Source organism: Pantoea sp. Ft-CA_14 (assembly GCF_024520875.1).
GTDB lineage: Bacteria > Pseudomonadota > Gammaproteobacteria > Enterobacterales > Enterobacteriaceae > Pantoea > Pantoea agglomerans.
Genome location: NZ_JALNPM010000008.1, coordinates 109,823 through 123,440, shown reverse-complemented (window position 1 = coordinate 123,440; position 13,618 = coordinate 109,823). Strand labels below are relative to the sequence as shown.

The 13,618-nt window shown below is 55.6% G+C and carries 13 protein-coding genes; 12 read left to right on the top strand and 1 reads right to left on the bottom strand.

Annotated features, from left to right (window positions below; genetic code table 11):
* Window positions 1-28 precede the first annotated feature (28 nt).
* The 10 genes from accD (at window position 29) to hisP (ending at window position 9,468) form a co-directional block, all read left to right on the top strand.
* Window positions 29-943, top strand: a complete 915-nt coding sequence (gene accD / locus NR195_RS13755; RefSeq protein ID WP_010257992.1) for an acetyl-CoA carboxylase, carboxyltransferase subunit beta — start codon at window positions 29-31, stop codon at window positions 941-943.
* A gap of 94 nt (window positions 944-1,037) precedes the next feature.
* Window positions 1,038-2,306, top strand: a complete 1,269-nt coding sequence (folC, locus tag NR195_RS13750) for a bifunctional tetrahydrofolate synthase/dihydrofolate synthase (RefSeq protein ID WP_187492446.1) — start codon at window positions 1,038-1,040, stop codon at window positions 2,304-2,306.
* A complete protein-coding gene (dedD, locus tag NR195_RS13745; protein ID WP_010257997.1) occupies window positions 2,296-3,078 on the top strand; it encodes a cell division protein DedD in 783 nt (260 codons plus the stop codon). The genes folC and dedD overlap by 11 nt, the downstream gene beginning before the upstream one ends.
* Window positions 3,079-3,343: 265 nt before the next feature.
* Complete coding sequence (gene cvpA, locus NR195_RS13740; RefSeq protein WP_003854265.1) at window positions 3,344-3,829, top strand: colicin V production protein; 486 nt, start codon at window positions 3,344-3,346, stop codon at window positions 3,827-3,829.
* 37 nt (window positions 3,830-3,866) lie between these two features.
* Window positions 3,867-5,384, top strand: coding sequence for an amidophosphoribosyltransferase (purF, locus tag NR195_RS13735; RefSeq protein ID WP_010258001.1), 1,518 nt, complete (start codon window positions 3,867-3,869; stop codon window positions 5,382-5,384).
* Window positions 5,385-5,496: 112 nt separating this feature from the next.
* A complete protein-coding gene (locus tag NR195_RS13730) occupies window positions 5,497-6,066 on the top strand; it encodes a UbiX family flavin prenyltransferase (RefSeq protein ID WP_010258003.1) in 570 nt (189 codons plus the stop codon).
* A gap of 259 nt (window positions 6,067-6,325) precedes the next feature.
* Window positions 6,326-7,108, top strand: a complete 783-nt coding sequence (gene argT / locus NR195_RS13725) for a lysine/arginine/ornithine ABC transporter substrate-binding protein ArgT (protein WP_010258004.1) — start codon at window positions 6,326-6,328, stop codon at window positions 7,106-7,108.
* Between the two features lie 179 nt (window positions 7,109-7,287).
* On the top strand, window positions 7,288-7,977 hold the full coding sequence (locus NR195_RS13720; RefSeq protein ID WP_010258006.1) for a histidine ABC transporter permease HisQ: 690 nt from the start codon (window positions 7,288-7,290) through the stop codon (window positions 7,975-7,977).
* The gene (locus NR195_RS13715; RefSeq protein ID WP_256844619.1) at window positions 7,970-8,686 is read left to right on the top strand and encodes an ABC transporter permease; all 717 of its coding nucleotides are present in this window, start codon (window positions 7,970-7,972) and stop codon (window positions 8,684-8,686) included. Before NR195_RS13720 ends, NR195_RS13715 begins: the two co-directional genes overlap by 8 nt.
* Before the next feature lie 8 nt (window positions 8,687-8,694).
* A complete protein-coding gene (hisP, locus tag NR195_RS13710; protein ID WP_010258014.1) occupies window positions 8,695-9,468 on the top strand; it encodes a histidine ABC transporter ATP-binding protein HisP in 774 nt (257 codons plus the stop codon).
* Window positions 9,469-9,603: 135 nt separating this feature from the next.
* Here hisP and NR195_RS13705 read toward each other — a convergent pair whose 3' ends face one another.
* On the bottom strand, window positions 9,604-10,551 hold the full coding sequence (locus NR195_RS13705; protein ID WP_010258017.1) for a sugar-binding transcriptional regulator: 948 nt from the start codon (window positions 10,549-10,551) through the stop codon (window positions 9,604-9,606).
* A gap of 195 nt (window positions 10,552-10,746) precedes the next feature.
* Between NR195_RS13705 and dalD the strand changes: the two genes are divergently transcribed.
* Window positions 10,747-12,135: a D-arabinitol 4-dehydrogenase gene (gene dalD, locus NR195_RS13700; RefSeq protein WP_010671449.1), complete on the top strand. Its 1,389-nt coding sequence runs from the start codon at window positions 10,747-10,749 to the stop codon at window positions 12,133-12,135.
* Window positions 12,136-12,137: 2 nt separating this feature from the next.
* Entirely contained in the window at window positions 12,138-13,607 is a 1,470-nt protein-coding gene (xylB, locus tag NR195_RS13695) for a xylulokinase (protein WP_033758495.1), read from the top strand.
* Window positions 13,608-13,618: the final 11 nt, after the last annotated feature.

The window sequence follows — 13,618 nt, the reverse complement described above, 5'->3', positions numbered from 1 at the left end:
AGGTCAGTTTTAAACAGAAAGGTCATCAATGAGCTGGATTGAACGCATTCTTAATAAAAGCACCGGAACGCCTGTGCGCAAAGCCAGTATCCCGGAAGGGGTCTGGACCAAGTGTGACAGCTGTGGTCAGGTGCTCTACCGCGCCGAGCTGGAGCGTAATCTTGAGGTCTGCCCGAAGTGTGACCATCACATGCGGATGCACGCCCGTGAGCGCCTCGGCAGTGTCCTCGATCAGGGCACGATGGTTGAGCTGGGTAGTGAACTTGAACCTAAAGATCTGCTCAAGTTCCGTGACTCCAAAAAGTACAAAGATCGTCTGATCGCGGCCCAGAAAGACACCGGTGAGAAAGATGCGCTGGTGGTCATGAAAGGTCAGCTGCACGGCATGCCGGTTGTTGCGGCGGCCTTTGAATTTGCCTTTATGGGCGGTTCAATGGGCTCTGTGGTCGGTGCGCGTTTTGTACGTGCGGTTGAGCAGGCGTTAGAAGATAACTGCCCGCTGATCTGCTTCTCCGCCAGCGGCGGGGCGCGTATGCAGGAAGCGCTGCAGTCGCTGATGCAGATGGCGAAAACCAGTGCGGCACTGGCAAAAATGCGTGAGCGCGGTCTGCCTTATATTTCCGTGCTGACTGACCCGACTATGGGTGGTGTTTCGGCCAGTTTTGCCATGCTGGGCGACCTCAATATCGCGGAACCTAAAGCACTGATTGGCTTTGCCGGTCCACGCGTTATTGAGCAGACCGTGCGTGAAAAACTGCCGCCGGGCTTCCAGCGCAGTGAGTTCCTGATTGAAAAGGGCGCGATTGATATGATTATTCGCCGTCCGGAAATGCGCTACAAACTGGCAAGCCTGCTGGCAAAAATGATGAACCTGCCGGCACCGCTGCATGACGGTGAACAGTCCGCTCCGGCGACGACTGAATCGGAAAGCAACGAGGCCTGACAGGAGATAGAGAGGTGCGTCCAAAGCACCTCTTACCAATGCACCGTATACCGCAGCAGCAGCCTGCCTGGTATAAATAAGCAAAACGGGACATATGGACAATCTTCACCTTCCCCAAGCCACGTCGCCTTTGGCCACGTGGCTTTATTATCTTGAGCACCTGCATACTCAGGCCATTGAACTGGGTTTGGACCGTATTCGTCAGGTAGCGCTTCGTCTCGACCTGCTGAAACCCGCTCCTTTTGTCTTTACCGTGGCCGGTACTAATGGCAAAGGCACCACCTGTCGCACCCTGGAAACGCTGCTGATCGCCGCGGGTTACCGCGTTGGCGTGTACAGCTCACCGCATCTGGTGCGCTATACCGAGCGCGTGCGGGTTCAGGGAGAGGAGCTGAGTGAAGCGCAGCACTGCGCCAGTTTTGCGGAGATTGAAGCCGGACGTGCAGATATTTCGCTGACCTATTTTGAATTTGGCACGCTCTCTGCGTTGAATCTGTTCCGCCAGGCGCAGCTGGATGTCGTGATCCTCGAAGTCGGCCTCGGCGGACGGCTGGATGCGACAAACATCGTGGATGCCGATGTCGCGGTGGTCACCAGCATTGCACTCGATCACACCGACTGGCTTGGTCCGGATCGCGAAAGCATCGGGCGTGAAAAAGCCGGTGTGTTCCGGGCGGGGAAACCTGCGGTAGTGGGTGAACCAGATATGCCGCAGAGTATTGCCGTGGTCGCACAGGAAAAAGGTGCGCAGCTGTTGCAGCGCAACCGTGACTGGTCGTGGCATGCGCAGGCAGAAAGCTGGTCACTGCGTGATGCGACAGGTGAGCTGAACGATCTGCCGCTGCCGCAGGTGCCGCTGCCTAACGCGGCGACCGCGCTGGTGGCGCTGCGGGTCTCCGGGCTTGAGGTCAGTGAGGCGCAGATTCGCGCCAGCCTGCCGCTGGCGATGCTGCCAGGCCGTTTTCAGACCCTCAGCGAATCACCGCGCGTTATTCTGGATGTCGCCCATAACCCGCATGCGGCAGCGTATCTGGCGTCGCGGCTGGCGTCACTGCCGAAACGCGGCAAAGTGCATGCCGTGGTGGGCATGCTGCATGACAAAGATATCGCCGGTACGCTGGCGGCGCTGGCACCGGTGGTCGATACCTGGTACTGCGCGCCCCTCGAGGGTCCGCGCGGCGCCAGTGCTGAGCAACTGCTGAACAACCTGTCGCAGGGCGAGGCTTTTAGTTCGGTTGAGCTCGCCTGGCAGCAGGCACGCCAGCGGGCAGCGCCGCAGGACATTGTGCTGGTCTGTGGTTCATTCCACACCGTTGCACAGGTCATGGAATCGATTGAAACGGAGAAAGGACGTGGCAAGTAAGTTTCAGAACCGTTTAGTCGGCACCGTTATTCTGGTCGCCGTTGGCGTGATTGTGCTGCCAGGGCTGCTGGATGGTCAGAAAAAGCATTACAAAGAGGAGTTCGCCGCCATTCCGCTGGTGCCGAAACCTGACGATCAGCAGGACAGCGAAATGGTGCCGCCGGTAACCCAGTCGCTGCCGGCACAGCCGCCGGAAGGCGCGGGCAATGCGGTCAGCAGCAGCAATGGCAACGGTAAAACCAACGCTACGGCAGAGCAGGGTCGGACTCAACCGGAAGACGAGAGCGATCCGGTAGTGGTCTCGCCGCCGCCGGTCCATCAGTCTGTGCCCGCACAGACGGTGACGAAGCCGAAGGTCGTTGAGCAGCAGAAACCGAAAGTAACAGAGCAGCCTAAGCAGAAGCCGGTCGAACAGCAGAAGCCAAAAGTCGTGGAGCAGCCTAAACCTAAACCGGTTGAACAGCCTAAAGTGGTCGAACAGCCGAAGCAGGAAGAGCCGCCGAAAACGGCAGAGACGACAGCGCCGGCAGGGCAGGCTTATGTGGTGCAGTTAGGTGCGCTGAAAAACGCCAGCAAAGTGAATGAGATTGTCGCGCAGCTGCGGCTGTCGGGCTATCGCGCCTTTACCGTGCCTTCAACGCCGGTACAGGGTCAGATCACCCGCATTTACGTTGGGCCTGATGCGTCGAAAGCCAAAATGCAGAGTGCGGTTGGCGAGCTGAAAAGTATCTCAGGACTGGGCGGTGTCGTGAAACCCTACAGCGCCCGCTAAAACGGGCGATTGGCGCTGCCGATAGCAGTAACAGGCAGCGTCTTTTACCCCTCAGGCAGCGCGTTTAATGCGCGCTGCCGTGAAAAAAATTGACGATTTTCAACGGCCTGTCCGGCTGAGAATCACCCGGGCGATAGCGTTTTTTTTCATCGCCTTTTTTATGGATGCAGAAAAAGAAAACCGCTACGCAAACGTTTTCTTTTTCTGTTAGAATGCGCCCCGAACTGGATGCAGGGGTGCAATTGCACTGGCGCTGGAAGAGTTCATGATCTGGATTGATTACGTCATTATTGCGGTAGTTGGTTTTTCGGCTCTGGTCAGCCTGGTCCGTGGGTTTGTCCGGGAAGCCTTATCTCTTGTTACCTGGGGATGCGCGTTTTTTGTCGCCAGTCATTACTACGCCTACCTTGCAGTCTGGTTTACAGGTTTTGACGACGAACTGGTTCGTAACGGTATCGCCATCGGTGTGCTGTTTGTGGCGACCCTGATTGTGGGGGCCATTGTGAACTACGTTATCGGCACGCTGGTGGAAAAAACCGGCCTGTCGGGAACCGACCGGGTGTTGGGCGTCTGTTTCGGGGCATTGCGTGGTGTGCTGATCGTAGCCGCTTTGCTGTTCTTCCTCGATACATTCACTGGGTTTTCCAAAAGTCCGGACTGGCAACAGTCTCAACTCATTCCCGAGTTCAGTTATATAATCAGGTGGTTTTTTGATTACCTGAAAAGCACGTCGAGTTTTTTACCCCGGTGATGTGACCGGGAGTGCGGCTTAATGAGGAAATGACAACATGTGCGGTATTGTCGGTATCACCGGTTTCATGCCGGTCAACCAGTCGATCTATGACGCGTTAACGGTGCTCCAGCACCGCGGGCAGGATGCCGCAGGCATTTGTACTATCGATGCGCTGAAATGTTTTCGCCTGCGAAAGGCAAACGGCCTGGTCAGCGACGTTTTCGAAGCACGCCACATGCAGCGTCTGCAGGGCAATATGGGGATCGGTCACGCGCGTTATCCAACCGCGGGAAGCTCCAGTGCCTCTGAAGCGCAGCCATTCTATGTAAACTCCCCGTATGGCATCACCCTGGCGCACAACGGTAACCTGACCAACGCCCATGTGCTGCGTAAGCACCTGTTTGAAAAGGGCCGCCGTCACGTTAATACCACCTCAGATTCTGAAATCCTGCTGAACATCTTTGCGCAGGAGTTAGATCGTTTCCAAAACGATCCGCTGACAGCCGACAACATCTTTGCTGCGGTTGCTGCCGTGCATCAGCAGGTGCGCGGAGCCTATGCGGTAGTGTCGATGATTATCGGCCACGGCATGGTCGCCTTCCGTGATCCCAACGGTATCCGTCCGCTGGTGCTGGGCAAGCGCGTTATCGCTGATGGCCGCACCGAATATATGGTCGCCTCCGAGAGCGTGGCGCTGGATACGCTGGGCTTTGAGTTCATCCGTGACGTTGCACCGGGTGAAGCGGTTTATGTGACTGAGGCGGGCCAGCTGTCTACCCGCCAGTGCGCTGAAAATCCGAAAAGCAATCCGTGCCTGTTCGAGTATGTCTATTTTGCGCGTCCCGACTCCTTCCTCGACAAAATCTCGGTCTACAGCGCCCGTGTCCGTATGGGCACCAAGCTGGGTGAGAAAATTGCGCGCGAGTGGGAAGATCTCGATATCGACGTTGTGATTCCGATTCCTGAAACCTCCACCGATATCGCGCTGGAAATTGCACGTATTCTCGACAAACCCTATCGCCAGGGCTTCGTGAAGAACCGGTACGTTGGCCGTACTTTTATCATGCCGGGCCAGCAGTTACGTCGCAGCGCGGTGCGCCGCAAGCTCAACGCTAACCGCGCCGAATTCCGTGATAAAAACGTGCTGCTGGTGGATGACTCTATTGTTCGCGGTACCACCTCAGAGCAGATTATTGAGATGGCGCGTGAAGCGGGCGCAAAAAGGGTTTATCTGGCGTCAGCGGCGCCGGAAATTCGTTTCCCGAACGTCTACGGTATCGATATGCCCAGCGCCACGGAACTGATTGCGCATGGCCGTGAAGTGGAAGAGATTCGCCAGCTGATTAAAGCCGATGCGCTGATCTTCCAGGATCTGGACGATCTGATCGAAGCGGTTCGCGAAGAGAATCCGGACATTGCACAATTTGAGTGCTCGGTGTTCAACGGCATTTACGTGACGAAAGATGTCGATCAGCAATATCTGGAGTATCTTGAGTCGCTGCGTAATGATGATGCCAAAGCGCTTCAGCGGCAGAACGAAGTCGAAAACCTCGAGCTGCATAACGAAGGCTGATACCTTCAGCAGGCGGGCAGCATAAAACAGGGCGGGAGCAATCCCGCCCTGTTTGTTTTCAGAAACCCGCAGGCCGCGTATGATGGCCCATTGGCTGACATAAGGTTGGAATATGAAACGACTCATCATTGGCATCTCTGGCGCAAGCGGGGTGATCTATGGCGTGCGCATGCTGCAGGTGTTGCAGCAGGTGGAAGAAGTAGAAACGCATCTGGTCATGAGTCAGGCGGCGCGTCAGACGCTGGGACTGGAGAGCGATTATTCGCTGCGTGACGTGCAGGCGCTGGCCGATGTGGTGCATGACGTGCGCGATATTGCAGCAAATATCTCATCTGGATCGTTTAAAACGCTGGGCATGGCGATTTTACCCTGCTCAATGAAAACGCTCTCTGGCATCGTCCACAGTTACAGTGACTCGTTGCTGACCCGTGCGGCTGACGTGGTGTTAAAAGAGCAGCGTAAGCTGGTGCTGTGCGTGCGCGAAACCCCGCTGCATGTTGGCCATCTACGAATGATGACCACTGCCGCAGAGCTGGGTGCCATTATTATGCCACCCGTGCCGGCATTCTATCATCGGCCTGAAACGATCGATCAGCTGATCGATCAGACCGTTAACCGGGTTATCGACCAGTTTGATATCGAATTATCGGAAGATCTCTTCACGCGCTGGCAGGGTGCATAAAGTTCCGCTGGCGCACTTATTTAGTGCATAAGCGCGCCTCGGATCACTCTTCGTGCATTTGACGCACCAAAAGTTAACAACGTCGCTTTTTCTCTTTTACTTCACTGCTATATTCCCCTCACAAACACAGCGTTTTCGCCTGTCTGACATCACGCTAACAGCGTGGTTAACTTGCAGAACTGGCATGAAACATGCAAATTACTTTGCGCAAACACATCACGAACCACATAACAAAAAGCACTTCACTTGAGGGTAATCTATGAAAAAGCGTGTTCTGGCTCTTTCCCTGATGCTGGGCTTATCCAGTGCTGCCAGCGTTTTCGCGGCGGTTCCGGGTTCAATCCGTATCGGCACAGATCCAACTTACCCACCGTTTGAGTCGAAAAACGCGCAAGGCAAGTTAGTGGGCTTCGATATCGACCTCGCTAACGAAATCTGTAAACGTATTCATACCCAATGTACCTATGTAGAGAGCGACTTTGATGCGCTGATCCCTTCGCTGAAAGCGAAGAAAATTGATGCCATCATCTCCTCACTTTCCATCACAGCGAAACGTCAGGAAGAGATCGCCTTCTCGGAAAAACTCTACGCCGCGAACGCGCGTTTAGTCGCGCCGAAGGGATCGAAAATTGAGCCGACCATTGAGTCGCTGAAAGGCAAAAACATCGGCCTGCTGCAGGGCACCACGCAGGAAACTTACGCCAATCAGAACTGGCGGCCAAAAGGGGTGAACGTCACGCCTTATGCAAACCAGGATCTGGTCTATCAGGATCTGAATGCCGGTCGTATTGATGCTGCCTTCCAGGATGAAGTGCAGGCCAGCGAAGGATTCCTGAAGCAGCCGGTCGGTAAAAATTACGCCTTCGCCGGTCCGGCCGTGAAAGATGACAAGATTTTTGGCGTCGGTACCGGCATGGGACTGCGTAAAGATGACAGCGAACTGAAAGCCGCCATCGACAAAGCCTTTGCTGACATGCGTAAAGATGGCACCTACGACAAGATTGCGAAGAAATACTTCGATTTCAACGTGTACGGCGACTAACCATCCTGTCGCTTTACCCTCTGTGTCCGTTTTGCCGGGTCTGAGCCGGTTCTGCCAGGTGCAGAATCGGGTTCTTTTCCGCTAATGGCGGATGGCATCTGCAACAGAGAGGTAAAGCTAAACTGCCCGTCTCGCTTGCGGGCAGCGTTTCGTTTTCACCCCACGACAGGACCCTCTCGATGCTGTATGGCTATTCTGATGTAATTCTTCGGGGCACGCTGGTGACGCTGGAGCTGGCGCTCACTTCCGTCGTGCTGGCAGTGCTGCTGGGCCTGATTGGCGCAGGCGCGAAACTGTCGCGCAGCCGGCCACTGGCGATGATTTTTGAAGGCTACACCACGCTGATTCGTGGCGTGCCAGACCTTGTACTGATGCTGCTGATCTTCTACGGTCTGCAGATTGTCCTCAACCAGATAACCGATGCGCTGGGTATGGCGCAGTTTGATATCGACCCGATGGTCGCCGGTATCATCACGCTCGGCTTTATCTATGGTGCCTACTTCACCGAAACGTTCCGCGGCGCCTTTATGGCCGTGCCTCAGGGGCAGATTGAAGCAGCAACCGCGTTTGGCTTTACCGGCGCGCAGGTGTTCCGCCGCATTTTGTTTCCGGCCATGATGCGCTACGCGCTGCCAGGCATCGGCAACAACTGGCAGGTGATTCTGAAAGCCACCGCGCTGGTCTCGCTGCTGGGGCTGGAAGATGTGGTGAAGGCGACGCAGCTGGCAGGAAAAAGTACCTGGCAGCCGTTCTACTTCGCCATTGTGGCCGGTGTGATTTATCTGGTATTCACCACGCTGTCAAACGGTGTGCTGTGGTGGCTGAACCGGCGCTATACGGTGGGTGTGAAGAGGGCGAGTTATGATTGATATTATTCAGGAATACTGGAAATCGCTGCTCTGGACTGACGGTTATCGTTTTACCGGTGTAGCTATCACCCTGTGGCTGCTGATCCTCTCGATCACCATTGGCGGATGTCTGGCAATCCTGCTGGCGATAGCGCGGGTTTCCCCTAACCGGTTTATCAGCTTTCCGGTCTGGCTCTTCACCTACGTCTTTCGCGGCACGCCGCTCTATGTGCAGCTGCTGGTGTTCTACTCCGGCATGTACACGCTGGAGATTGTGAAAGGCACTGAACTGCTGAATGCCTTTTTCCGCAGTGGTCTGAACTGTACGCTGCTCGCCTTCACCCTCAACACCTGCGCCTACACCACGGAAATTTTTGCCGGTGCGATTCGCTCGGTGCCACACGGTGAAATTGAGGCGGCACGGGCATACGGCTTCTCCACCTTTAAACTCTATCGCTGCATTATCCTGCCATCGGCGCTGCGTACGGCACTGCCGGCCTACAGCAACGAAGTGATTCTGATGCTGCACTCCACGGCGCTGGCCTTCACCGCCACCGTGCCGGATCTGCTTAAAATCGCGCGGGATATTAACTCGGCGACCTATCAGCCGTTTACCGCCTTTGGTCTGGCGGCTGTGTTGTACCTGATTATCTCTTACGTGTTGATCAGCCTGTTCCGCCTGGCGGAACGTCGCTGGCTGGCCCACGTGAAACCCTCTTCATCGCATTGAGTAGAACTATGGCTGACAATAAATTAAGCGTCACCGAATTGCATAAGCGTTACGGTGAACATGAAGTGCTGAAAGGGGTCTCGTTAACTGCTAAAGCGGGCGATGTGATCAGTATCATTGGATCGTCCGGCTCAGGGAAAAGTACCTTTTTACGCTGCATCAACTTCCTCGAAAAACCGAGTGAAGGCAGCATCATGGTGAATAACCAACAAATCACCTTAGTCCGTGACAAAGATGGTCAGCTCAAAGTGGCTGACAAAGAGCAGCTGCGCGCGTTACGTACCAGCCTGACCATGGTGTTCCAGCACTTTAATCTGTGGAGTCACATGACCGTGCTGGAAAACGTGATGGAAGCCCCGATTCAGGTGCTGGGGCTGAGTAAAGCGGCGGCGCGTGAGCGTGCCATCAAATACCTCGATAAAGTCGGGATTGATGCGCGGGCGCAGGCAAAATATCCGGTTCACCTCTCCGGTGGTCAGCAGCAGCGTGTGTCGATTGCGCGCGCGCTGGCGATGGAGCCAGAGGTGTTGCTGTTTGACGAACCCACTTCGGCGCTTGATCCGGAGCTGGTCGGGGAAGTACTGCGCATCATGCAGAAGCTGGCTGAGGAGGGCAAAACCATGGTGGTCGTGACCCACGAGATGGAGTTTGCCCGTCACGTCTCCAGCCATGTCATTTTCCTGCATCAGGGTAAAATCGAAGAGCAGGGACCGCCTGCGGAACTGTTCGGCAGTCCGAAAAGCCCGCGTTTACAGCAGTTCCTCAAGGGATCGCTGAAGTAACGGTTAGATGTTAGTTAAGGCGAGGGAATCAGGGCACCGGCGTAACGTGCCCTGCGCAGAATAAGTGCGAGCCGCGTTTGAGATTTTGCGTCATCTCTGCGTTCTGCCCTCGCACTCTGCATCCATGCTGAGATATCACTTTTGCAGTAGCTTCAGCGCCGTATCCTCATCGGTCACCAGTCCCGATACCCAGCCGCCCTGTAATGCGGCACGGATTGCTGGATACTTGCGCTCGCTACCCGCAAAGCCAATAATTTTACGCTGAGTCCGGCTTTCCAGTCGCACGCTGGTCAGTAGCTCATCCGTTTCGCCCCATACCCGCTCACCCTGCTGATTGAAAAAGTGACCGAGCATTTCGCCCACCACGCCGCGCCCATTTAGCGCCTCGACCTGCGCATCTGTGATGAATCCCTCGGCATTCAAAGGACAGCCCGGCATCACTTCGCCAATACCCACAAAAGCCACGTCCGCCTGTAATGCGCGATCAATGACGCGCTGGTAAACCTTATGCTGCACCCACATCGCTTTATCCTCTGGGGTGTCGGCGTATAAGGGGGCGGGGATAAAGAAATACTTACCTTGCATCTTTTCGGCCATCTTCAACGGTACGTCATAGCGTGTACCGGAATCATCCCGCGCAATGGCACCAATCATGGAAACGCAATGATGCTGCGGGCGATCAACCCAGGGTAGCGCATCGATCATTGAGCGCAGGGTTTTACCGGAACCAATACCGAACACCTGAGGCGTTTCCTCATTGATGAATTGTGTCATCACCGCCGCGCCTTCAACTGCCAGCATTTGTTGAATAGCCTCATCATTCAGACTGGCAGATGGCACAACGCGGCACAAATCCAGACCAAACTTCGCCTGTACCTCACGCGCCAGCTGCAGACAGTGTGTGACGGGATGATCAATTTTTACGTTCACCATGCCCATTTCACGTGCACTGGATACCAGCCGCTGCGCTACCTGTCGTGACAATCCCAATGCCTGCGCAATCTCCTGCTGTGTCACGCCTGCGACGTAATACATCCATGCGGCACGTGCGGCCAGCTCCTGCTTTTTTTCTTCTCTGCTCATCACGATGTTCCGTCGAATTTGAGGGGACATCTTAACGCCGTGCGGGTCGAAAAGCACTAACTGAGCAAAAGCCCAGGATGGGAGCAAAAATATTATTTGTGACTCAGCTCGCAGAAGGATCTTCGTAATAGGCACTATGCTACAGGTCATCGGGCAAATGCCCTTAGGTGTGGCAAATGTTTAAATGAGGCGATTATGAACAACCAATCAGTGTGGATGCACATCGGCGCGGGATCTTTTCATCGTGCACATCAGGCGTGGTATCTGCATAAACTGCGTGAGCAGGGTGATGAAAGCTGGAGCATCGCGCTCGGCAATATCCGTAATGACGCAGTGCCGCTGCTCAATCAGCTCGCGGCGCAGCAGGGAGAATATGTGCTGGAAACCGTGACGCCTGAAGGTAAGCGCGACTACGAAACCATCACTTCGCTGCGCAAAATTTTGCCCTGGGATAGTGATATCAGTGCGTTGATCGAGCAGGGGGCCAGTGCGGAAACGCGTGTGATTAGCTTTACCGTGACCGAAGCGGGTTACTACCTGACGCCCGCGTTTACCCTGGATCTCAATCAGGCAGATGTGAAGGCCGATCTGGGTGGCGATATCCGCACCCTCTACGGTGCACTCAGCCATATTCTGACACAGCGTGTTGCGCAAGGCGGTCCGCCGGTTACGCTGCTGAACTGCGACAATCTGCGGCACAATGGTGAGCGTTTCCGTGACGCCTTCCTGGCGTTTCTTACGGCCAAAGGCGATACCGCGCTGGCCGACTGGGTGCGCACGCAAACCCGTTCACCGAATACCATGGTTGATCGCATTACACCCCGTCCTACTCCGGAGGTGGCAGAACGCGTGCAGGCGGCGACCGGCAAACAGGATGGCGCAGCAGTAATGGCCGAATCTTTTATTCAGTGGGTCATTGAGGATGATTTTATTGCCGGGCGCCCGGCGCTGGAAAAGGTCGGTGTTGAACTGGTGGAATCGGTACTGCCGTGGGAAGAGGCGAAAATTCGCATCCTCAATGCGACACATGCTGCGATTGCCTGGGCGGGCACACTGATTGGTCTGAACTATATCGATGAGAGCACCAGCCATCCGGCGATTTATCAACTGGCTCACGACTATGTGACCCAGGATGTCATTCCTTCTCTGTCTCCCAGCCCGCTTGATTTAGCGGATTATCGTGACGTGGTGCTGGCCCGCTTCAGTAATCCTTACATTAAAGATACCAATCAGCGCGTCGGTGCCGATGGTTTATCCAAAATTCCCGGCATGGTGACGCCAACCCTGCAACAGTGCTACCAGCGCGGTGCGCAGCCCACCGCAACGGCGGTGATTCCGGCACTGTTCTTCCTGTTTATGCAGCGATGGGCCGATGACAATTTACCCTATTGCTATCAGGACGGTGCGCTACAGGTCGATACGCTGCGTAAGCAGTTCGCCAGCGCCGATCCGCTCCATGCATACCTGAGTGATAGCGCGCTGTTTGCGGAACTGGCATCTGATAAGGCGTTTCATGAATTAGTCACCCGCCGTGTTGCGAGTTTGCAGCAGTGGCTGAAACAGCCTGAACTGGCGGCGGTGTAATTATGTATCTCGGCATTGATATTGGTACCTCAGAGCTTAAAGCGCTGATCATTAATACGCACGGTGAGATTGTGGCGGCTCAGCACGCCACGCTGAGCGTGCAGCGTCCCCATCCCCACTGGGCTGAACAGGATCCTGAATGCTGGTGGCAAGCCTGCAGCGAGGTTCTGGCGGGATTACGTCATCAGTTTCCTCTGGCATGGGCCGCGATTCGCGCTATTGGATTATCGGGACAGATGCACGGGGCCGTGTTGCTGGATGCCGGGGGGAAGGTGCTGCGTCCGTGTATCCTCTGGAACGACACGCGCAGTGCACCGCAGTGTGAAAGGCTACGGAAGAGCAATCCCCGGATAATGGAAATTAGCGGCAATATGATTATGCCCGGCTTCACTTTGCCGAAACTGCACTGGGTCGCGGAAAATGAGCCAGAAATTTTCAGCCGCATCGATAAGGTCCTGCTGCCGAAAGATTACCTGCGCTGGCGTCTTACCGGGCGCTTTGTCAGTGAGCCTTCGGATGCTGCCGGAACGCTGTGGCTCGATGTCTCCCGGCGTGACTGGTCGGAAGAACTGCTGGCCATCACCGGACTGAAGCGTGCCCAAATGCCTGAACTGGTAGAAGGCAGTGCCATAAGTGGACGCCTGCAGCCGACGCTGGCGAGCGAGTGGGGTTTATCTACTGCGGTTACTGTCGCGGGAGGCGGCGGTGACAATGCCGCATCGGCAGTCGGTGTGGGGGCGGTGAATCCCGGTGATGCGTTTATCTCATTGGGTACCTCCGGTGTGATTTTTGTCGTAAACGACCGCTTACGGGCTGACCCTCAATGCGGGGTGCACGCCTTTTGCCATGCGTTACCGGGCCGCTGGCACCAGATGAGTGTGATGCTTAGCGCCGCCAGTTGTCTGCGCTGGTTGTGCAATCTGCTGTCGGTCAGTGAAAGCCAGCTGATGGAGGAGATGGTCCAGCTCAGTGATGAGCAAGTGCGTAGCGCCCCGGTTTTCCTGCCCTATCTGTCTGGTGAACGCACACCACATAACGATCCTGACGCATCCGGTTCTTTCTTCAATCTGCGCCATGAAACCCCGCGCGCCTTGCTGGGCTATGCGGTGGTTGAAGGCGTGGCATTTGGGCTGGCTGATGGGTTGAGTGTGCTCGGCGATGCCAGGCATCACATTCAGCAGTGCAGCCTGACCGGTGGTGGCGCACGTAGCACATTGTGGGCTCAATTGATTGCCGATGTGCTGCAACTGCCCATTGTTACCCATCCCGCCAGCGCATCTGGCGCGCTGGGTGCGGCACGTTTAGCGTGGCTGGCTGATGGCGGCCTTGAGCATGAGGTGTGTCTGAAGCCGGCTGTGCAGGCACGCTACCAACCGGACGAGACGCGCGGTGCCGTGCTGCAAAAGCGGCTATGTCTGTTCCGGGAACTCTACATCCAGCAACAACAGGTGCGCAGTTTGCTGCCTGCATAACGACTAACCAG